The sequence below is a fragment of the Dyella sp. KRB-257 genome (assembly GCF_049445995.1).
Lineage (GTDB): Bacteria > Pseudomonadota > Gammaproteobacteria > Xanthomonadales > Rhodanobacteraceae > Dyella_A.
In genome coordinates this window covers 202,796-221,650 of record NZ_JBMSDZ010000004.1, presented here as the reverse complement: position 1 = coordinate 221,650, position 18,855 = coordinate 202,796, and the positions used below count along the sequence as shown (strand labels likewise).

Annotated in this window: 19 protein-coding genes; 10 read left to right on the top strand and 9 right to left on the bottom strand. The window is 70.2% G+C overall.

Annotated features, from left to right (window positions below; genetic code table 11):
- Positions 1-12: 12 nt before the first annotated feature.
- Together ACO2Q2_RS04915 and ACO2Q2_RS04910 are read right to left on the bottom strand one after the other, a co-directional pair.
- A complete protein-coding gene (locus ACO2Q2_RS04915; RefSeq protein ID WP_423254660.1) occupies positions 13-927 on the bottom strand; it encodes a hypothetical protein in 915 nt (304 codons plus the stop codon).
- Positions 927-3,149: a M1 family aminopeptidase gene (locus tag ACO2Q2_RS04910; protein WP_423254659.1), complete on the bottom strand. Its 2,223-nt coding sequence runs from the start codon at positions 3,147-3,149 to the stop codon at positions 927-929. Before ACO2Q2_RS04910 ends, ACO2Q2_RS04915 begins: the two co-directional genes overlap by 1 nt.
- 189 nt (positions 3,150-3,338) lie before the next feature.
- Between ACO2Q2_RS04910 and ACO2Q2_RS04905 the strand changes: the two genes are divergently transcribed.
- From ACO2Q2_RS04905 to ACO2Q2_RS04860, 10 genes are all read left to right on the top strand, one after another.
- On the top strand, positions 3,339-4,013 hold the full coding sequence (locus tag ACO2Q2_RS04905) for a response regulator (RefSeq protein ID WP_423254658.1): 675 nt from the start codon (positions 3,339-3,341) through the stop codon (positions 4,011-4,013).
- Positions 4,006-5,409 carry a sensor histidine kinase N-terminal domain-containing protein gene (locus tag ACO2Q2_RS04900; RefSeq protein WP_423254657.1) on the top strand — a complete coding sequence of 468 codons (1,404 nt, stop codon included), beginning with the start codon at positions 4,006-4,008 and terminating at the stop codon, positions 5,407-5,409. The genes ACO2Q2_RS04905 and ACO2Q2_RS04900 overlap by 8 nt, the downstream gene beginning before the upstream one ends.
- A 183-nt stretch (positions 5,410-5,592) precedes the next feature.
- On the top strand, positions 5,593-7,017 hold the full coding sequence (locus ACO2Q2_RS04895) for a TolC family protein (protein WP_423254656.1): 1,425 nt from the start codon (positions 5,593-5,595) through the stop codon (positions 7,015-7,017).
- Positions 7,017-8,150, top strand: coding sequence for an ABC transporter permease (locus ACO2Q2_RS04890; RefSeq protein WP_423254655.1), 1,134 nt, complete (start codon positions 7,017-7,019; stop codon positions 8,148-8,150). The genes ACO2Q2_RS04895 and ACO2Q2_RS04890 overlap by 1 nt, the downstream gene beginning before the upstream one ends.
- Positions 8,147-8,893 carry an ABC transporter ATP-binding protein gene (locus ACO2Q2_RS04885; RefSeq protein WP_423254654.1) on the top strand — a complete coding sequence of 249 codons (747 nt, stop codon included), beginning with the start codon at positions 8,147-8,149 and terminating at the stop codon, positions 8,891-8,893. Before ACO2Q2_RS04890 ends, ACO2Q2_RS04885 begins: the two co-directional genes overlap by 4 nt.
- Positions 8,890-9,819 carry an HlyD family secretion protein gene (locus tag ACO2Q2_RS04880; RefSeq protein WP_423254653.1) on the top strand — a complete coding sequence of 310 codons (930 nt, stop codon included), beginning with the start codon at positions 8,890-8,892 and terminating at the stop codon, positions 9,817-9,819. The genes ACO2Q2_RS04885 and ACO2Q2_RS04880 overlap by 4 nt, the downstream gene beginning before the upstream one ends.
- A 183-nt stretch (positions 9,820-10,002) precedes the next feature.
- A complete protein-coding gene (locus tag ACO2Q2_RS04875) occupies positions 10,003-10,839 on the top strand; it encodes an alpha/beta hydrolase (RefSeq protein WP_423254652.1) in 837 nt (278 codons plus the stop codon).
- Between the two features lie 7 nt (positions 10,840-10,846).
- Positions 10,847-11,206: an EamA family transporter gene (locus tag ACO2Q2_RS04870; protein ID WP_423254651.1), complete on the top strand. Its 360-nt coding sequence runs from the start codon at positions 10,847-10,849 to the stop codon at positions 11,204-11,206.
- A complete protein-coding gene (locus ACO2Q2_RS04865) occupies positions 11,203-11,601 on the top strand; it encodes a DMT family transporter (RefSeq protein ID WP_423254650.1) in 399 nt (132 codons plus the stop codon). The genes ACO2Q2_RS04870 and ACO2Q2_RS04865 overlap by 4 nt, the downstream gene beginning before the upstream one ends.
- Positions 11,602-11,765: 164 nt before the next feature.
- On the top strand, positions 11,766-12,971 hold the full coding sequence (locus tag ACO2Q2_RS04860) for a DegT/DnrJ/EryC1/StrS family aminotransferase (protein WP_423254649.1): 1,206 nt from the start codon (positions 11,766-11,768) through the stop codon (positions 12,969-12,971).
- A 57-nt stretch (positions 12,972-13,028) separates the two neighbouring features.
- On the opposite strand, the gene ACO2Q2_RS04855 is transcribed toward ACO2Q2_RS04860, so the two are convergent.
- The 7 genes from ACO2Q2_RS04855 to ACO2Q2_RS04825 form a co-directional block, all read right to left on the bottom strand.
- A complete protein-coding gene (locus ACO2Q2_RS04855) occupies positions 13,029-13,520 on the bottom strand; it encodes a GNAT family N-acetyltransferase (protein ID WP_423254648.1) in 492 nt (163 codons plus the stop codon).
- 1 nt (position 13,521) lies between these two features.
- Entirely contained in the window at positions 13,522-13,788 is a 267-nt protein-coding gene (locus ACO2Q2_RS04850; protein WP_423254647.1) for a DUF1778 domain-containing protein, read from the bottom strand.
- A 69-nt stretch (positions 13,789-13,857) separates the two neighbouring features.
- Complete coding sequence (locus ACO2Q2_RS04845) at positions 13,858-14,724, bottom strand: arginase family protein (protein ID WP_423254646.1); 867 nt, start codon at positions 14,722-14,724, stop codon at positions 13,858-13,860.
- Positions 14,721-15,788 carry a peptidogalycan biosysnthesis protein gene (locus ACO2Q2_RS04840; protein ID WP_423254645.1) on the bottom strand — a complete coding sequence of 356 codons (1,068 nt, stop codon included), beginning with the start codon at positions 15,786-15,788 and terminating at the stop codon, positions 14,721-14,723. Before ACO2Q2_RS04840 ends, ACO2Q2_RS04845 begins: the two co-directional genes overlap by 4 nt.
- A gap of 32 nt (positions 15,789-15,820) precedes the next feature.
- Positions 15,821-17,050: a beta-ketoacyl-[acyl-carrier-protein] synthase family protein gene (locus tag ACO2Q2_RS04835; RefSeq protein ID WP_423254644.1), complete on the bottom strand. Its 1,230-nt coding sequence runs from the start codon at positions 17,048-17,050 to the stop codon at positions 15,821-15,823.
- Positions 17,047-17,322, bottom strand: a complete 276-nt coding sequence (locus ACO2Q2_RS04830) for an acyl carrier protein (RefSeq protein ID WP_423254643.1) — start codon at positions 17,320-17,322, stop codon at positions 17,047-17,049. Before ACO2Q2_RS04830 ends, ACO2Q2_RS04835 begins: the two co-directional genes overlap by 4 nt.
- 109 nt (positions 17,323-17,431) lie before the next feature.
- Positions 17,432-18,838, bottom strand: a complete 1,407-nt coding sequence (locus ACO2Q2_RS04825; RefSeq protein WP_423254642.1) for an aspartate aminotransferase family protein — start codon at positions 18,836-18,838, stop codon at positions 17,432-17,434.
- Positions 18,839-18,855: the final 17 nt, after the last annotated feature.

Below are 18,855 nucleotides of genomic sequence, written 5' to 3'. Positions count from 1 at the left end.
TCCCGCACGATCTCAGAGCGCCGGCGGCAGGCCGCCGCGACGGACCGGCTGCAGCGAACCGGCTACCCGCGCCAGCGTGAACACGCGCGCGGCGTGCATCCAGCCGGTCACCGCCACGGCCAGCTGGCTGATCAGCAAGGCCAGCACGAAACCGCCCACGCCCAGCGCCGGCGTGCGCACGCGCCACATGCCCAGCGCCAGCGCGATGGCCAGACCGATCGCGCTGATCAGCACATAGCTCAGCAAGGTGCTGAGCGGACGGCGCAGCAGCTGCATCACGCCGCGGCCCAGGGCGCGCGTGGCCGAGCGCAGGCCCACGTCGGCAACGAACGCCGCCCGTGCGGACTCCACCACTGCCTGCGCCAGCACGAACAGCACGCCCACCACCCACAGCGCGGCGTGCTGTGCCACCTGCGCCTGGGATTCCAGCGTGGCCGCTTCGGCCTGCTTGCGCGCCACCGACATCGCCATGGCGGCCAGGCCGAACATCACCGCATACGGCAGCACCGACCACAGCATCAGGCGGAACATCCGCCCGTACTCGATCAGCCCGCTCTGCAGCAGGTGGCCGAATCCGAGCGGTCGGCCGGCGCGTCCGGCCGCCACCACCATGCCGTGCAGCAGCGGCAGCAGCGCCACGGTAACCACCAGGCCGGCGAGACCGGCCCCGCCCAGCCAGCCGCTGTTCTGCCCCAGCTGCATGATCACGTCGCCGAACATCATGGCGTGGAACGACTGCGCCCACGCCGCGGCATGCACGGAGTGATCGAGCAGGCCGCCCAGCGATTTCCACAGCGGCAGGCTGACCACCGCCGTGGGCAGCAGCAGCAACACCACCCACAGCAGCAGCAATCGCCACTGCATGGCGGCGAACGGAGCGGCGACGAGCGAGCCGGGGTCCACCCGGCGCGAATGCATCCTGGCCATCAGAGGGTCCCCAGCAAGGAATAGAGGTTCTGCAGCAACGCGGCCGCGTCGGCGGCCCAGCGTCGGGCGGCGCTGCCGTCCGGCTTGCTGGCGTAGCTGTCGTTGAGCTTGTTGGCGTCCAGGTACACCGTCTGCGCCGGGTCGAGCTCGGCGGACACCACCTTGGACGGCTTGGTCACCACGAAGCGCACCCAGCGGCGGTCATCGTTCCAGCGCAGGTCCTCGTGGCTGCCGTCGGCATAGCCGAGGCGCAGCGTCTGCGGCGCCCCGGCGCCGTAACGGCGCACCGTGACGGTGCTGCGCCAAGGGAACGGACCCTCACCCGGCTTGGCCTTCGGATGGGCCTTTTTCCAGTCGGCGCGCTGCTTGGCGAGCTGCTTGTCCAGCGCGGCAGTATCGATCTCTTTGCGCTGGCCGTCCTTGCGGAAGGTGCCGGCCTGCGGCGTCACCTCCACGGTGTCGATCGCGGTGACCGCGTCATCCACCCAGGCGGTGCCGTAGACCACCTGGTCGAACACCTGATTGACCACGTCGGGCTTGCCGGACACGTCGATCAGCGCGGCGCGCAGGTCGGCCACCGACGGATGGCGGAAGCGCCAGCGCCTGTAGTACTCGCGCAAGGCCTGTTCCATCACGCTCGTGCCCAGGCGCTCTTCCAGATCGTGCATCGCGGTGGCGGTGCGCGAATACACCGTGCCGTAGCTGGACGAGGACAGGCGATCCCACGCGTTCTCGCCGATCGGGTCGGCCGGCTGGCGCAGGCCCGCAGTGAGCCGCTCCTGCACGAAGCCGCTCATCGTCGGCGCCACCCCCAGCCACTTCATGAAGGGCGTGGCCAGGTCGATGCCCTGCTTGCGCTCGCGCAGCATGCGCTGGTCCCAGTACTCGTTGAGACCCTCGTCGAGCATCGGCTCCTCGAACTCGTTGGAGGCGAGCAGGCCGTAGAAGTAGCCGTGGCCGAACTCGTGGATGGTCACGAAATCGATCATGTACTGGCTGATCGTGCCCGGCTCGACGTCGCTGTAGCCCTCGGCGGTGAAGAAGGTGGGGTACTCCATGCCGCCGGCCTCGCCGGCGTTGTATGGCGGCACCACGGCAGTGAGCGTCTTGTACGGATACGCGCCCAGCGTCCTGGAGAAGTAGCCCAGCGAATCGATGCTGGCCTTCAGCACCGGCTGCGCGCTGGCCACGTATTCGGGCGGATAGATCACCCGCACCGCCACCTTCGGGCTGCCGGGGCCTTCGTACGTGCCGTCCAGCGTCCGGTAGCCCTTGGCCGCCACCCACGCGAAGTCGTGCACGTCACCCTGCACGAAGTGGTAGGTGGTCTTGCCGCCGTCGCTCTGCGGCTGGCCCCGCAGCTCGCCCACCGCGCCGACGGTGTAGTCCGACGGCACCGTGAGCCTGACGTCGTACCGGCCGAAGTCCGCATAGAACTCGCTGTTGAAGTGGAACTCGTGGCAGTTCCAGCGCACCTCGGTGGCGCCGCGCTCGCCCGGCAGCTCCAGCACGCCGATCTTGGGAAACCACTGCGCCACCAGGTTGAAATCGCCGAACCAGCCGGTGCGTTCCACCACCCGCGGCAGCTGGCTGAGGAAATCGATGTCCAGCGTCAGCGTGCCGCCGGCCGGCACCGGCCGGGCCAGATCCACGCGCACCACGCTGCGATCGGTGGCCGGGCCGTGGTCCGGCTGCACGTAGCTGACCTTCAGGTCGGTATCGGCCTGGCGCACGCTGTTGAGGTCGATCCAGCCCCATTGCCCCTTCTTCAGGCTTGCGCGGCCGCGCGAACGGCCGTGCGCGGTCAAGACCTTGCGCTCGGTGAAGAAGGTACTGCCCTGGTTGGCGAACGCGTTGAGGTACAGGTGCATGTAGATGCTGCGCACCTCGCGGTCGCTGCGGTTGCGCCACTGCAACTGCTCTTTGCCGTGCACCGCATGTTTGGCGGCGTCCAACTCGGCGTCGATGCGGTAGCTGACCACGCGGTCGGACAGCGTCGGCTCGTTGCCGCGGCGTTCGCCGCCCCAGGCGCCGGGCGCACTGGGCACGCTCACCGCCGCCGCATCGGGCGCCGCCAGCGGGATCGGTGCGGCAGACGGCATCGCGGTGCTGGTCGCCGGTGCCGGCTCGGGCGCTGACGCCTGCCGGGCGGGCGCACACAGCGGCCACGCCAGCAGGAAAAGAACGGGCAACAGCCCGTCGGATCGCTTCAAAATCGCCATGACTCCCCCCTGTAGACAGGCAATGCGCCAGACTGGAGCAAGCTCGGGACAGCGGCAAGACCCCCTGCCGGAAGTCACGAAGGCATCGCGAAAGGTGCAAGATGTTTCGATGCAACTTTGCCCGGATGGTGCCGGTCTGAGCGCCGCCATCCAGCGCATGCCCCTCTTCTCCTGACCCCCCCCGACGCCATGCGCATCCTGATTGCCGAAGACGATTCCGCCATCGCCGCCGCCATCCTCGCCTCGCTGCGCCAGGACGGCCACGCGGTCGACCACGTGGCCAGCGGTGCGCAGGCCGACGCCGCCCTGCGCGACGCGGCGCACGACCTGCTGGTGCTCGACCTGGGCCTGCCGGCGCTGGACGGCAGCGAGGTGCTGCACCGCCTGCGCCAGCGCGGCTCGGGCATGCCGGTGCTGGTGATCACCGCCCGCGAGGGCCTGGCCGAGCGCGTGCGCGTACTCGACCTTGGCGCCGACGATTACCTGGTCAAGCCGTTCGCGCTGGCCGAGTTCGAAGCCCGCGTGCGCGCGCTGCTGCGCCGCTCGGCCAGCAAGGGCGCCACCGAACTGCGGATCGGCCGGCTGCGGCTGGACGTGCCCGGCCACCGCGCCTGGGTGGACGACCAGCCGCTCGACCTGACCGCCCGCGAGTTGGGCCTGCTCGAGGCGCTGGCCAGCCGCCCCGACCGCATCACCAACCGCGCGCAACTGGTCGAGGCGCTGTGCAACTGGGACCAGGAGCTCACCGACAACGGCCTGGACATCGCCATCCACCGCCTGCGCCGCAAGCTGCACGGCAGCGGCGCCAACGTGCGCACGGTGCGCGGCCTGGGCTACCTGCTGGAGGAAGACGCGGATGCATGACGTCGTGCGCGCAGGTGCCGGCCGGCGCCCGAGCCTGCGCCGACGGCTGTTGCTGCTGCTGCTGCTGCCGATGCTGATCCTGCTGACGATCGATGCGGTGGTCACCTACGGCGTGGCGCTGAACTACTCCAACCGCGTGCACGACGCCGACCTCGCCGACGACGTGCGCACGCTGGCGCAGATGTTCCGCTCGGGCGAAGTGTCCGGCGACCTGCCGGCCGAGGCGCGCTTCCTGATCGAGTACGACCCGGACAGCCACAACTACTACACCGTACGCAGCCGCCGCCGCGGCCTGCTCAGCGGCAACGGCACGTTTCCGGAACCGCCCGCTCCGGCACTGGGTGCGGCGCCGGAGCTGTTCTATTCGCGGCTGTCTGGCCGCACCCTGCGCGCCGCCTCGCTCAGCCTGCGCGCGCCGAACGATCCGGGCGACGTGCTTACCGTCACCATCGCCGAGACGCTGCATGATCGCCAGCGGCGCGCGCGCGAGATCCTGCTGCTGGCAGTGCCGCTGCAGACCATCCTGATCCTGGGCGCGCTGTCGCTGATGTGGCTGGGCATCAATCGCGGCCTGCGCATCCTGCAGCCGCTGACCGACCGCCTGGCCGCCCGCGAGCAGGAACTGGAACCGATCACCGGCGAGGATGTGCCGGTGGAGATCCTGCCACTCACGCGCACCATCGACGGCCTGTTCGAGCGGCTGCGGGCGATGCTCTCGCTGCAGGAGCGCTTCATCGCCGACGCCGCGCACCAGTTGCGCACGCCGCTGGCCGGGCTGCGGCTGCATGTGGATCGCGCCCGCGCAGCCACCGATCCGGCCACCGTGCGCGACGCGCTCGATCACATCGACCAGCTCACTGGGCGCACCGCGCGCACTTGCACCCAGCTGCTCGCGCTCACCCGCGCGCAGAACCCACGCAGCGAGTGCGCGGCGCACGTGCCGGTGGATCTGGCGCGGCAAATCCCGCAAGCCGTGGGCCAACGCGTGCCCGAAGCCATCCGCGCCGGCATCGATCTGGGCTACCAGGGACCCGGTGGTCCGGTGTATGTGCAGGGCGATGCAACCGCCCTGCAGGAACTGCTGGACAACCTGATCGACAACACGCTGCGCTACGCCGGCCGCGGCGCCCGTGCCACCGTCTCCCTGCTGCCGCTGCCCGACGGCGGCGTGCTGCTGCAGGTAGAGGACACCGGACCCGGCGTGCCGGCCGGGATGCTGCAACGGCTGGGCGAACGCTTTTTCCGGGCACCCGATGCGCCGTCCGGCGGCACTGGGCTGGGACTGGCGATCGTGCAGCAGATCGCCCGCCAGCACGGCGCGCAAGTGACATTTGCCAGCGCACCCGCGGGCGGTCTGCGGATCAGCCTCCACTTTCCGCCGCCCGCGAAAAGTTGATGAAACCCTCATCGTGGAAACTTTCGGCATGACTCTGCGCTGCTCCTGCCTGCCCCGCACGCCGACGACTCCCCGCGGCGCCCGATTCGCCGCCATACCAGCAACCTGTCGGACTTTGCTCGGCCAGGCTGCTGGCGCCGCCGGTACCGGTCGGTGGACGGTGGATGGCGGACCGGCATTGAAATGAGCCCACCAACCCTCCATGGTGCGCGTGCAACGCTCGCCGGCGTGCTCGTCGCCCTGCTGCTGGGCGGCTGCACCGGCATCGACATGCCCCAGCTCAAACCGCCCGCGCCGGCGCAGTGGCGCCACGCTTCGAACGCGAGCGCAGCGCCGGCGGACCTGCGTGGCTGGTGGCACGCCTTCCACGATCCGGCGCTGGACGCGCTGGTCGACACCGCCCTGCGCGACAACCTCGACGTGGCCCGGGCGAAGGAGCGTCTGCTCGCCGCCCGCGCGATGACCCGCAGCGCCGATGTCGCTTACCGGCCGCGCCTGCGTGCCAAGACCCAGGATGCGATCGACCCCGATGCCAGCGCCTCGTTCTTCGTGGCCGGCTTCGACGCCACCTGGGAACTCAACCTGTTCGGACGCGGCACCGCCACGAACCGCCAGGCGCGCGGCCAGCTCGACGCCAGCGCGGCCGACCTGCAACAGGTGCGCGTGACGCTGGTGGCCGAGGTGGTGCGCAACTGGCTGGAACTGCGCGGCGCGCAGCAGCGCGAGGCCACGCTCACCGCCATCCGCGACGCCCGCCGGCAACAATGGCAGCTGCTGCGCACCCGCGCGCGGCTGCAGCTGGCCTCCCCCCAGTCGGTGGACGCGGCCGAAGCCGTGCTGGCCCAGGCCGAAGCCGCACTGACCGGGCCGCGCGCAGAGGCCGATGCACTGGCACAGCAACTGGCCGTGCTGCTCGGCCGCAACGAGCCCGATCCGGCCTGGCTTGCGGCGGCACCGCTGCCGGCACTGGGCGAGCTGTCGCTCACCCAGGCGCCGGCCGACCTGCTGCGCAGCCGTCCGGACATCGCCCGTGCCGAGGCCGGCGTGCTCGCCGCCGCGGGCGATGCCGGCGTGGCGCGCGCCGACCTGTACCCACGCATCGGCCTGGGCGGCTCGCTGGTGTGGTCGACCAACCTCACCACCCACCGGCGCACCAACGACAATGCGCTCGCCTCAGCCGGCCCGATGATCGACATCCCGCTGTTCGACTGGGGCGCCCGCGAGGCCACGCTGCACGCCCGCAAACACGACCTCAAGGCCAGCGTGTACGCCTATCGCCAAGCCGTGCTGCGCGGCGTGGCCGAGGTGGAAACCGCACTGGGCCAGCTTCGGCAGCAGCGTGAGCGCGAAGCGCACACGGCGCAGGCCCAGGCCGCGCTGACACGCGCGGCCCAGGCCACGGGTGTGCGGGTGAACCTGCACCTGGCCTCACCGGCGCAGCAGCTCGACAGCCAGCTCGCCGTGGCGCAGTCGACGATCGCCCTCACCCGCGCCACCCTGGCGCGCGACCTCGCTTTCGTCAGCCTGTACAAGGCGCTCGGTGGCGCACCGTTGCCGGAGGCCGACGCCAGCGCCGCCAACGACACCCGAACCGCGGACACGCACTGATGGTCGCGCTGGCCCGCAAGACGTTGATCTACGAATGGCGCCGCTTCCTGCCGGCGATCCTCGCGGTGGGTTTCGCCGGCTTGCTGCAGCTGCTGCAGGCGGCGCTGGTGCTGGGCATCTTCGGCAGCGCCAGCGTGTACATCACCGGCTCCACCGCCGACCTGTGGGTGGGCTATCCCGGCACGCAGAGCGTCAACCTCGGCCGCGCGATCGATCCGGACGTGGAGATGCGCCTGCGCATGGACCCCGAGGTCCGCCACGTCGAACCGTTCCTGTGGATCGACGCCGACTGGCGCGGCGCGCACGACACCGGCGGCGAGTCGGTGTTCGTCTCCGGCATCGATCCGCGCGCCGACGGGCTGATGTTCTCGCGCACCCTGCCGCCCGCGCTGCGCGCGCGGCTGGCCGAGCCGGACGCGGTGATCGTCGACCGCGCCGACATCGACAAGCTCGGCGTGGCGATCGGCGACCACGCGGTGATCAACGGCCATCGCGTGCGCGTGGTCGGCGTGAGCAGCGGACTTCGCGCGCTGGGCGGCGTCAACGTGGTCAGCTCGCTGGACACCGCGCGCCGGCTCGACACCGATCCGAGCGACGCCGGCCGCCCCACCTACCTGGTCGCCGCGCTGCGCGATCCGGCCACCGCCGACGCCGTGGCGGCCCGTCTGCGCGGCGACCACAGCTTCGGCCCGTACGACGTGTGGACAGCCAGATCCTTTGCCCGCCGCTCGGTGCTGTACTGGATGCTCGACACCGGCGCCGGCGCCGGCGTGGTGTTCCTGGCCGGCATCGTGTTCCTGGTCGGCGCGGTGATTACCAGCCAGACGCTGATGGCTGCGGTGGCCGGCTCGGTGCGCGAATACGCCACGCTCAACGCGCTGGGCGTGGGCGTGGTCAACCTGCGCTGGGTGGTGCTGGAACAGGCGTTCTGGGTCGGTGCGATCGGCCTGCTCGGCGCCACTGCACTGGGCGTGCTGCTGCTGGAACTGGCGCGCAGCCAGGACGTGCCGGTGGTGCTGAGCGTCCCCATCACCCTGCTGTGCGTGTTGCTGGCGATGGCGCTGGCCGCCGTCTCCGGCCTGGTGGCGATGCGCAGCCTGCGTCGCGCCGATCCGGCGAGCCTGCTGCGATGAACGCGCTCGCCCACGCCACTGCCGGCCCGGCGCTGCGTGCCGAGGGCATCGCCAAGGCGTTCGTCTCCGGCAAGGTGCGCACGCAGGTGCTCGATGGCCTGTCGCTGAGCATCGATGCCGGCGAGCTCACCCTGATTTCCGGCCCGTCCGGCTGCGGCAAGAGCACCCTGCTGGCGATCCTCAGCGGCCTGCAGCAAGTGGACGCCGGCCGCGTCACCGCGCTGGGCAGCGAACTGGGCCAGCTCGACAGCCGCGCGGTGGAACGCTTCCGCCTGCTGCACACCGGCTTCGTGTTCCAGGGCTTCAACCTGTTCCCCGCACTGAGCGCGCGCGAGCAGGTGGAACTGCCGCTGCACTACCTCGGCCTGTCCCGCCAGCAGGCGCGCGAGCGCGCCATGCAGTCGCTGGAGGAAGTGGGCATGACCCCGCGCATGCAGCTGCGCCCCAGCGAACTGTCCGGTGGCGAAAAACAGCGCGTGGCGATCGCCCGCGCGCTGGCCAAGCGGCCGGAACTGCTGTTTGCCGACGAGCCGACCAGCGCGCTCGACGCCGCCAATGGCCAGATGATCATCGACATCCTCCACCGCATCGCGCGCACCCACGGCACCACCGTGCTGTGCGTCAGTCACGATCCGCGACTGATCCACCACGCCGACCGCATGCTGGCGATGGAAGATGGCCGCATTCTCAGCGACCGGCGCGCCTCGCCGCCGGCCGCCATGGACACAGGAACCGCGTCATGAAACCGCTGCGCCTCGCCGCCCTCGTCGCCGCCCTGCTGCTGGCCGCCGGCTGCTCGCACGATTCGCCGCCGCCCGCCGCGACGTCCGCCACCGCCGCGTACGCCGCGGTGGCGCGCGGCCGGGTCGACGTGGAAGGCGGCCTGCTGGTGCTGGGCACGCCGCGCGACGGCACGCTCACCGGTGTGGCCGTGCACGAGGGCGACCGCGTGAGCAAAGGCCAGGTGCTGGCCACGCTCGACCCCGCGCCGGCCCGCCTGCAGCTGCAGGCGGCCGAAGCGGAGCTGGCCCAGGCCCGGGCGCAGCGCCAGCTGCTCGACGGCAAGCTGGCCGCCGTGCGCGTGCAGGCACAGCGCCTCACCGCCGCGGCCAAGGCCGGCGCCGGCGATGGCCAGAGCGCCGATGCCGCCACGGCCAGCGTCAACGAACTGGTCGCCCGGCGCGCCGCCGCCGATGCCGCCGTGGCGATGGCCACGCAGAAGCGCGACGAGGCCCGTTACGAACTGGGCCTGCGCACGCTGCGCGCGCCGGTCGACGCGCGCGTGGTGCACGTGACCGCGCAGGCCGGCGCCAGCGTGTCGACCGCCGCCGGTGGGCCGCTGTTCACCCTGCTGCCGCTCACCCCGCCGATCGTGCGCGCCGAGCTGAGCGAATCCTTCGTCGATGCGGTCAAGCTCGGCATGCCCGCCACCGTCGCCGCCGACGGCGGCGGCAGCACCCGGAGCTGGCCGGCACACGTGCTGCGCATCGGCAGCGTGGTCGGCCCGTCCACGCTGGAAGACGACCCGCAGCTGCGCGCCAACGCCCGCACCGTCGCCTGCGTGCTGGCCTTCGACACCCCGCCGCCGACCGACGTGCGGGTAGGCCAGCGCGTGCTGGTGCGGTTCGGGGCGCCGGCTGCGTCCGCCGCACCGACGAAAGGTCGCTGACACGAACTTGCGATCACCTTTACGGCGTCATCCCCGCGAACGCGGGGGTCCATCTTCGCTCCATGGCGGTGGATCCCCGCGTTCGCGAGGATGACGAGCAAAGACTGCGAGGCTGCGACCAGGCGGCCCGCTTGAGCCATGGAAAAGCCGAGGCATGACAGCCTCACCGCCCAGGATGTCCCCATGATCCAACCCACCGACTTCATGCTCGAAGGTGACCGCCGCGGCGTGCTGCTGATCCACGGCCTCACCGGCACGCCGATGGAAATGCGCCTGCTCGCCAAGGGCCTGAACAACGCCGGCTTCACCGTCTACGGTATGCAACTGGCCGGTCACTGCGGCAACGTCGAGGATCTGCTCGCCACCAACTGGCGCGACTGGTACGCCAGCGTTGAAGCCGCCGCCGACAAGCTGATGCAGCACGTCGACCACCTGTTTGTGGGCGGCCTGTCGATGGGCGCGCTGCTCTCGCTCAAGCTCGCCGCCGAGCGTCCGCAGCAGGTGGCCGGCGTGGGCGTGTACGGCGCCACCTTCCGCTACGACGGCTGGAGCATTCCGTGGTCGGCGCGGTTGAGCTTCCTGCTGCCGCTGGTGAAGAAGCTCGGCCTCGGCCGCGACCGCGCGTTCGAGGAGCAGCCGCCCTACGGCCTGCGCGACGAGCGCCTGCGCGCCCAGGTCGCCGCCGCGATGCGCTCGGGCGACAGCACCGTGGCCGGCCTGCTCGGCAACCCGTGGCACGCGCTGGCCGACCTCCACCAGCTCTCGGCGCACGTGCGACGCCGGCTGCCCAAGGTCACCTCGCCCTGCCTGGTCGCCCACGCCAGCGAGGACGACGTGGCCAGCGTGCGCAACGCCGAGCTGGTGCTGCGCGGCGTGAGCGCCCCCACCGAACTGCTGCTGCTCGACGACAGCTACCACATGATCACCATCGACAAGGAGCGCCGCACCCTGATCGAGCGCTCGGCGCGCTTCTTCGATGCCATCGTCGCCGGCCGCACCGCCGAGCGCGCGGCGGCCTGAGACCCGCATGCCCCTGCTCACCATCATCCTGTGGCTGGCCAACGTGGTGCTCGACACCGGCGGCCAGCTCGCCTTCAAGGCCGCCGCCGGTGACCGCGCCGCGGGCGACGGCCTGGCCCGCTGGAGATACATGGCCGCGCGCCCGTGGCTGTGGATCGGCGTGGGCTGCTACGTGTTCGAGTTCCTGGTGTGGATCGCCTTCCTCTCGCTGCTGCCGTTGTCCGAGGGCGTGCTGCTGGGATCGGTCAACATCGTGGCGATCATGGTGGCCGGGCGCTTCCTGTTCGGCGAGAAACTCACCCGCCTGCGCGTGGCCGGCATCCTGCTGGTGAGCCTGGGCGTGGCGATCGTGGGAGCGGGCGCATGAAGCGCTTCTACCTGATCGGCTTCGCCCTGCTGATGGGTTTCGACACGCTCACGCAGATTTCCTTCAAGCTTGCCGGCAACCATGCCCTGCCGGTGGAGGCCAACCTCGCCTGGCTGCTGCGGCTGTTCGGCGAGCCGTGGGTGTACGGCGCGGTGCTCGGCTACCTTGGCGCGTTCTTCACCTGGATGAGCCTGCTCAAGCACGCGCCGATCGGTCCGGCCTTCGCCGCCTCGCACCTGGAGGTGATCAGCGTGATGGCGCTGTCGGTATGGCTGTTCCACGAACCGCTCACCACCACCAAGCTGCTCGGCGCCGCGGCGATCCTCGCCGGCATCGTCTGCCTGGGCCTGGCCGAACGCGAGGCGGCGCCCGTGAGCGCTCCTGAAGCACCATGAGCTACGCATACGCTAGAAGAAGAGATAATCCACTACATGGCGGAATCATCCTTGGCCGTCATTCCCGCGAAAGCGGGAATCCATTGTCCTCAAATCGACCGTGGATTCCCGCTTTGCGGGAATGACGTCCTGATGTTGTTCTTCGGGATCCGACCCTGAGCTCCATGCGCCGCCTGCGCGAAATACCGCCCACCGCCGGCCTGCCGCTGCAGGCCGCGGACCTGCTGTCGCGCCGCGATGCACTCACTGCCACGCTCGCCGCGCAGTTGAGTACGCCGCCGCTGCAACTGGAATGCTCCGGCACCGCGGCGCTGCTGGTGGCGCTGCATGCGCTGAAGGGGCGCGCGCCGGACCGCCGCGTGGTGGTGGCGCCGGCCTACACCTGTCCGCTGGTGGCCATCGCCGTGCACCGCATGGGCCTCACGCTGCGTCTGTGCGACACGCGTCCGGACCACTGGGACCTCGATCCGCAGGCGCTGGCACTGGCCTGCCGCGAGGACACACTCGCCATCCTCCCCACCCACCTCGCCGGCCTCGTCGCCGACATGGATGCGCCGCTGGAGATCGCCCGCGCCAGCGGCGCCTTCGTCATCGAGGATGCCGCGCAGGCCTTGGGCGCGCGCGATGGCGGGCAGAGCGTGGGTTTGCGCGGCGACATCGGCTTCTTCAGCCTCGCCGCCGGCAAGGGCCTGTCGATCCACGAAGGCGGACTGCTGGTCACCCGCGACGACGCACTGCGCGAGGAACTGCGCGCCGTCGGCGCCGCCATCGTGCCGCGCGTACCGCTCTGGGAGCTGCGCCGCAGCGTCGAACTGCTGGGACTCGCCGCGCTGTATCGGCCGTCGCTGCTGGGCCTCGCCTACGGCATGCCGCTGCGCCGCGCGCTGCGGCGGGGCGACCCGATCGCCGCCGTGGGCGATGACTTCGCGCCGCAGATTCCGTTCCATCGCGTCGGCCGCTGGCGCCGCGGCGTCGGCACCCGTGCGGCGGCGCGACTGCCGGATTTCCTCATCAACAATCGCGCCCGCGCGCTGCAGCGCGTGGCCCGGCTGCGCGCCCTGCCCGGCATCACCGTGTTCGACGAGGCTCCGGGCACCAGCGGCAGCTGGCCCTTCCTGCTGCTGCTGATGCCCACCGCCGCGCACGCCGACGCCGCGCTGGACAAACTGTGGACCGCCGGCCTCGGCGTCAGCCGCCTGTTTGTCCACGCCCTGCCCGACTACGCCTACCTCGCCGACCGCGTGCCGCAAGCGCCCATGCCGCACGCCCGCGACTTCGCCCAGCGCGCGCTGACCCTCAGCAACAGCCCGTGGCTGGACGATGCGGCCTTCGAGCGGATTGTCGAGGCGATGGACCGCACGAGTGGCTGAGGCGCCGCACCTTTTCCTGTCTCGCCGCCACGTCGGCATGACGCCTTGCTGCCGAGTTCAACCCTTGCCCAGCGGCAGATACAGCGTCATGGCATTGGCCGCGACTTCGCGGAAGCCGCAGGCGCGATAAAAGCGGGCGGCGCGCTCGTTGAGAGCATCGACCAGCACCAGCTTCACACCGAGCTGGGTGCGCAGCTGCATGGCGCAGTTCATGGCATGACCCAGCAGCAATGCACCGTAGCCGTTGCCCTGTCCGTCGATAGCCACTGCCAGCCGGCCAATGCGTACAGCGGGTACGGGATAGGCGGGAAGACGCTTGCGGTCAGTCGGTTGCAGGTCCTCGATATTTGCCTGAGCAGCCGCAAGGCTGCAGTAGCCCAGGATACGCGACGTGGCGCTGTCATCGATCAGGACATGGGTGGTGGCGATGCCGTCGCGCTGATGCTGCCCGGCCTGGTGGCGCAGATAGGCGTCCAGCGCGGGCTCGCCGCAGGTGAAACCGTTGCGGTCGTGCAGGCGCGCATCCAGCCGTACAAGGCGCAGAGGCACGTCAACGGATCAATTTGGCGGCGTCGGCCATCGCCTTTTTCAAACGGGCATGGGGCTTGAAAGGCTTGTCCAGCGTATCGAGGAAGCGCCGCGACTCGGCTACGGAAAGGGTGACGGTAAGCTCAGCCGCCATCACGGTTTCAGCCTCGCGCAACACCGCGTCGCGCACGAAGGCCGACAGCGGCACACCGCGCAGACCGGCGGCACGGCTGATGCGAGCCTTGTCGGTAGGAGAGAGGCGAAGATCGAGGCGGGCGGCGGCAGTCATGGCGGGCTCCATTTGTACGGAATACTACCGTACGCAATGGTCAACCGCAAAACCACAGCGGGACACCCATCACGCTTGCGCAGCGATCGCCTCCAGCAACTGCTCGTTCAACCCATGCTGCTGCGCCTGCCAGCGGGCCAGTTCGCTTGGGTCGACCGGGGGCTGGTCGTCGATGGCAGAGAGTCGGCGCTTCCACCAGCTCTTGTAGCGGTAGGCGGAGATTTCTCCGGTGATGTCGCTGCCGACGAGGCCGGCGCGCAGGCTGGCGATGATGGCGGTGGCGTGGTGGAACTGCAGGCTGCCCTGGTCCCAGTTGGTGCGCGCCACGTTCTGCGCGAACACGTCCTTGTCGATCGACAGGTACGTGGGCTGCGGCGCGGCAAGCTGTTGCGCGGTGAAGGCGTCGACCAGCGCGTCGGCGTGCTCGAACGCGTGGAAGGCCTCGCCGAGGCCGGCCTTCGCTGCCCAGCGCACGTCCACGCCCACGCTCCAGTAGCTCAGGCGGCCGGCGCGCAGCGGGGCGAGGTAGTTTTCCCACGCGTGGCCGGCACCGATGTCGGTCGAGCCGATGCCCACCACGTGCACGTGGCTCACCTGCGGCAGCATCGCCACGCGGCGCACCCACGAGCCGCAGTGCACGCCGAACGGGTAGCGCATGTTGTCCGGGTGGTTGTCCAGCACCGCCACCTGGAACGGCGCGGCGTGCCGCACCCGCTCGATCAGCGGCCAGCTCAGGTGATGGAAGTCGCCGCTGCCAAGCAGCACGGTGCCGTGCTCGGCCGGAAGGGTGTCGTTGAGGACTTGGCGGAATCGATCCAGCGTGCGCAGCGAGCAGCCGAAGCGCAGCGCCTCCTGCCAGTGTTCCAGCGGCACCACCAGTCGCCCGGGCAGCGGGCCGACGGAGTGGTCGATGTCCAGCACGATCGGGCGGGTCATGCCGATTCCATGGCGGGCGCCGGCTGCACCGGCTCGCTCTCGAAGTGGTGGGCGATGCGGCGGAAGACGGCCCGCAGCAGCGGGTTGCGCACGTACACCGCGTGGCGGGTGAGGCAGAAGCGCGCGCCGAGCTGACGCTTCACCGCGGCGTCGGTCCAGCCGGCCACGTAGTGGCTCAAGTCCCGGCGGCGCGCGTAATCGAGGTTTTCCATCCAGCTGACGAAGTACAGGTTGTGCTCGCGCGCGGCCGGATAGGCCAGGCCGATGTACTTGTCCACCAGCTTGCCGGCGTGCTCGTAGCAGAGGTTCCAGCCGATCAGCGCATCGCCGTGGAAATAGGCGAACACCACGCCGCCGCTGCCGCCGTCGCGCAGCACAGCGTCGAGGAAGGCCGGCGTGAGGCGATCGAAGTGGATCTCGCTCTGCGCGTAGACGTTCTCGTACAGGGCGTGGATGCGCGCGCGCAGGGCGGCGTCCTCGAACACCGGCGAGCCGGTGGGCCAGGCCTCGATGCGCAGGTCGGCGCGCGAGCGCAGCTTGCGCTTCATGTCCTTGCGGCGACTGCGCGAGAGGCGCGCGAGGTAGTCGTCCTCGCTGTCGAAATCGATCGGCACCCAGGCCAGCGCCATGCCTTCGAGCAGCACGCAGCCGGCCTCTTCCAGCGCGCGGGCAAAGGCGTTGGCGCGCTGGCCGTCGGCCACGTCGAGCAGGGGCGTTTCCGGCGCGATGTCCTTCACCACCAGCAGGGCGCAGTCGCGACCGAGGCCCGGTACCAGCTCGCGCGCCAGCGCCTCGGGCGAGACGGTGCGCGGCAGCGGCGCGAACTCGGTGACGGTGCTGCCGGCAAAGCGCGTGCGCCAGCGCAGCAGCCGGCCCCAGCGTCCATACCCGGGCAGCCGCGTGAGGCGCCGTCGCAGCGTGTCGTCGGCCGTGGTGAGCAGGTCCAACGGCGCCACGAAGGTGGGCATGCCCGATTCCGTGGTGCCGGCCACGAAGCCTTCCGGCGGGTGAGCGAGGAACTGCCGCAGCAGGCTCTCCGGTTCGAGTTGGGCGAGGTAAGGCATGGATGCATCCACTGCGGCGAGCGTTCCGTTGCTCAGGGTGCGCGCACCGCCAGCACGGCGTTGAGCCCGCCGAACGCGAAGGAGTTGCTGAGCGCCGCGCGTACGCGCATCTGGCGCGGCACGTTGGCAACGTAGTCGAGGTCGCAGGCCGGATCAGGCGCGTCGAGGTTGGCGGTGGGCGGCACCACGCCGTCACGGATCGCACCGAGCACCGCCACCAGCTCCAGCGCACCGGAGGCGCCCAACGCGTGGCCGTGCATCGACTTGGTGGAGGACACCGCCAGCCGCGGCGCATGCGTGCCGAACACCCGATGGATCGCCCTGGTTTCGGTCGGATCGTTGGCCGGCGTGCCGGTGCCGTGCGCGTTGATGTAGTCGATGTCCCCGGGCGACAGCCCGGCGTCGGCCAGCGCCTGCGCCATCGCCGATGCACTGCCGGCCGCATCGGGCGCCACGATGTCGCCGGCGTCGGCGCTCATGCCCACGCCGGCGAGCACGCCCAGCACCTGCGCGCCGCGCGCGCGGGCGTAGGCCATGGATTCGAGCACGAACATGCCGGCACCCTCGCCCAGCACCAGGCCGCGGCGGTTGGCGCTGAACGGGCGGCAGGTGTCGTCGGCGAGCACGCGCATCGCTTCCCACGCACGCATCGCGCCGAAGCTGAGGCACGCCTCGGTGCCGCCGACCACTGCCACGTCGACCAGTCCGGCACGGATCATCATCGCGGCCTGGGCGATGGCGTGGTTGGCGGAGGCGCAGGCGCTGGCCACGGCGAAGGCCGGACCGCGCAGACCGTGCGTCATGGAGATCTGGCTGGCCGGCGCGTTGGTCATCAGCCGCACAATGCTCAGCGGATGCAGGCGCGAGGCGTTCTCCGCGTAGAGTCGGCGGCTCTGCTCGTCCTGCGTGGTCTCGCCACCCACGCCAGTGCCCACCACCACCGCGGTGCGCAGGCCCAGGCCATCGGCGGCGAAATCCAGCCCCGACTGCGCGATCGCCTCGTTCGCCGCGACCAGCGCGAGCTGCGAGGTGCGGTCGAGCATGGACAGCTGGCGCTCGGAGAAATGTGCCGCCGGATCGAAATCCTCCGGCACCTGCGCGGCGACGCGCACGCGCAAATCGGCGGCACGCTCGTGGCGCAGCGGGCGGATGCCGCTGCGCCCTTCGCGCAGTCCGGCCCACAGCGTTTGCGCGCCCTCACCGAAGGCGCTGATCGCGCCCATGCCGGTGATGGCGATGGCGCGGGATGCGGCGTCGCTCATACCGATCCGTCGGCCTTGGCGGCCTGCGCCGCCACCACCGCATCGACCAGATGCTGCACGGTGTCGGTGTCGAAGTTGGTGCCCTGGTCGGGGAAGGTGATGTCGAAGTGCTCCTCGATGTCGAAGATCACCTCGATCGCGTCCAGCGACGCCACGCCGAGATCCTTCAGCGTGGAGGCCGGGGTGATCGTCGCCACGTCGATCTTGGCCTGCTTGGCGATGATCGCGAACACCTGGTCGCGGACGGCGTCGGCGGGGAGTGGCTCGGTCATGGTCGGGTCCGTTCGCTTGGGATGGGTGTGTCTTCGAGCCGTCATTCCCGCGCAAGCGGGAATGACGGCCATGGGACACGGTTCGCTTCTAAAGACTTGTCGCACCACCTTACGCCGTGCGCTTGGCCTTGGTGAGCAGCTGGTCGAGCAGCGCGATGGCCAGGTCGATCTCCTCGTGGGTGATTTCCAGCGAGGGGGCGAAGGTGATGACGTTCTTGTACCAGCCGCCGACGTCGAGCACGAGGCCGATCTTCTTGCCGTTGTGCTCCAGGTCGCCGGCCAGGCCGATGTCGACCATGCGGTCGAGCAGCGCCTTGTTCGGGGTGAAGCCGTCCTCGGTGCAGATCTCGGCGCGCAGCGCCAGCCCCAGGCCGTCGACGTCGCCGATCTCCTTGTGCTTCTTCTGCAGGTCGCGCAGGCCCTCCAGGAAGTGCACGCCCTTCCTAGGCACCGAGGTCTCGTAGTCCAGCTCGTAGCCCATCTTCATCACTTCCAGGCCCAGCGAGGTGCCCAGCGGGTTGGAGTTGAAGGTGGAATGGGTGGAGCCCGGCGGGAAGATGGTCGGGTTGATCATCTCCTCGCGCGCCCACAGGCCCGACAGCGGGTTCAGGCCGTTGGTGAGCGCCTTGCCGAACACCACCACGTCCGGCGTCACGCCGAAGTGCTCGATCGACCAGAGCTTGCCGGTGCGCCAGAAACCCATCTGGATCTCGTCGACCACCATCAGGATGCCGTACTGGTCGAGCACCTTCTTGAGGCCCTTGAAGAAGCCCATCGGCGGCACGACGTAGCCGCCGGTGCCCTGGATCGGCTCGACGTAGAACGCGGCGTACTCGCACTGGCTGGTCTTGGGGTCCCACACGCCGTTGTATTCGGTCTCGAACAGGCGCGCGAACTGGTTCACGCAGTTGTCCGAATACTCCTCGGCGGTCATGCCCTTGGGGCGGCGGAACGGATACGGGAACGGCAGGAACATCGCGCGCTCGCCGAAGTGGCCGAAGCGGCGGCGGTAGCGGTAGCTGGAGGTGATCGCCGAGGCGCCCAGCGTGCGGCCGTGGTAGCCGCCCTCGAAGGCGAACATCAGGCTCTTGCCGTTCTTGAAGTTGCGCACCAGCTTGAGCGAATCCTCGATCGCCTGCGCACCGCCCACGTTGAAGTGCACGCGGCCGTCGAGGCCGAACTTCTTCTTCGCGTCGAGCGCAATCGTCTTGGCCAGCTCGATGCGGGTCTGGTGCAGGTACTGGCTGGCCACCTGCGGCAGCAGGTCGATCTGGTTCTTCAGTACGTTGTTGAGGCGCGGGTTGGCGTAGCCGAAGTTCACCGCCGAGTACCACATCTGCAGGTCGAGGAACGGCGTGCCCGCGGTGTCGACCATGTAGCTGCCTTCGCAACTGCGGAAGATCTTCGGCGGATCGACGTAGTGCACGGTGTCGCCGAAGGAGCTGTACCTGGCCTCGTCGGCGAGCAGCTGCGCGTCGTCGATCATCACGGCGGTGTTCTTGTCAAAGACGTTCATGGGGATGTCCGAAACGG

What these genes read in the sequence shown, in the direction of transcription:
- ACO2Q2_RS04915 (WP_423254660.1), bottom strand. Translation starts at nt 927, where the DNA reads ATGGCCAGGATGCATTCGCGCCGGGTGGACCCCGGCTCGCTCGTCGCC.
- ACO2Q2_RS04910 (WP_423254659.1), bottom strand. Translation starts at nt 3,149, where the DNA reads ATGGCGATTTTGAAGCGATCCGACGGGCTGTTGCCCGTTCTTTTCCTG.
- ACO2Q2_RS04905 (WP_423254658.1), top strand. Translation starts at nt 3,339, where the DNA reads ATGCGCATCCTGATTGCCGAAGACGATTCCGCCATCGCCGCCGCCATC.
- ACO2Q2_RS04900 (WP_423254657.1), top strand. Translation starts at nt 4,006, where the DNA reads ATGCATGACGTCGTGCGCGCAGGTGCCGGCCGGCGCCCGAGCCTGCGC.
- ACO2Q2_RS04895 (WP_423254656.1), top strand. Translation starts at nt 5,593, where the DNA reads ATGAGCCCACCAACCCTCCATGGTGCGCGTGCAACGCTCGCCGGCGTG.
- ACO2Q2_RS04890 (WP_423254655.1), top strand. Translation starts at nt 7,017, where the DNA reads ATGGTCGCGCTGGCCCGCAAGACGTTGATCTACGAATGGCGCCGCTTC.
- ACO2Q2_RS04885 (WP_423254654.1), top strand. Translation starts at nt 8,147, where the DNA reads ATGAACGCGCTCGCCCACGCCACTGCCGGCCCGGCGCTGCGTGCCGAG.
- ACO2Q2_RS04880 (WP_423254653.1), top strand. Translation starts at nt 8,890, where the DNA reads ATGAAACCGCTGCGCCTCGCCGCCCTCGTCGCCGCCCTGCTGCTGGCC.
- ACO2Q2_RS04875 (WP_423254652.1), top strand. Translation starts at nt 10,003, where the DNA reads ATGATCCAACCCACCGACTTCATGCTCGAAGGTGACCGCCGCGGCGTG.
- ACO2Q2_RS04870 (WP_423254651.1), top strand. Translation starts at nt 10,847, where the DNA reads ATGCCCCTGCTCACCATCATCCTGTGGCTGGCCAACGTGGTGCTCGAC.
- ACO2Q2_RS04865 (WP_423254650.1), top strand. Translation starts at nt 11,203, where the DNA reads ATGAAGCGCTTCTACCTGATCGGCTTCGCCCTGCTGATGGGTTTCGAC.
- ACO2Q2_RS04860 (WP_423254649.1), top strand. Translation starts at nt 11,766, where the DNA reads ATGCGCCGCCTGCGCGAAATACCGCCCACCGCCGGCCTGCCGCTGCAG.
- ACO2Q2_RS04850 (WP_423254647.1), bottom strand. Translation starts at nt 13,788, where the DNA reads ATGACTGCCGCCGCCCGCCTCGATCTTCGCCTCTCTCCTACCGACAAG.
- ACO2Q2_RS04845 (WP_423254646.1), bottom strand. Translation starts at nt 14,724, where the DNA reads ATGACCCGCCCGATCGTGCTGGACATCGACCACTCCGTCGGCCCGCTG.
- ACO2Q2_RS04840 (WP_423254645.1), bottom strand. Translation starts at nt 15,788, where the DNA reads ATGCCTTACCTCGCCCAACTCGAACCGGAGAGCCTGCTGCGGCAGTTC.
- ACO2Q2_RS04835 (WP_423254644.1), bottom strand. Translation starts at nt 17,050, where the DNA reads ATGAGCGACGCCGCATCCCGCGCCATCGCCATCACCGGCATGGGCGCG.
- ACO2Q2_RS04830 (WP_423254643.1), bottom strand. Translation starts at nt 17,322, where the DNA reads ATGACCGAGCCACTCCCCGCCGACGCCGTCCGCGACCAGGTGTTCGCG.
- ACO2Q2_RS04825 (WP_423254642.1), bottom strand. Translation starts at nt 18,838, where the DNA reads ATGAACGTCTTTGACAAGAACACCGCCGTGATGATCGACGACGCGCAG.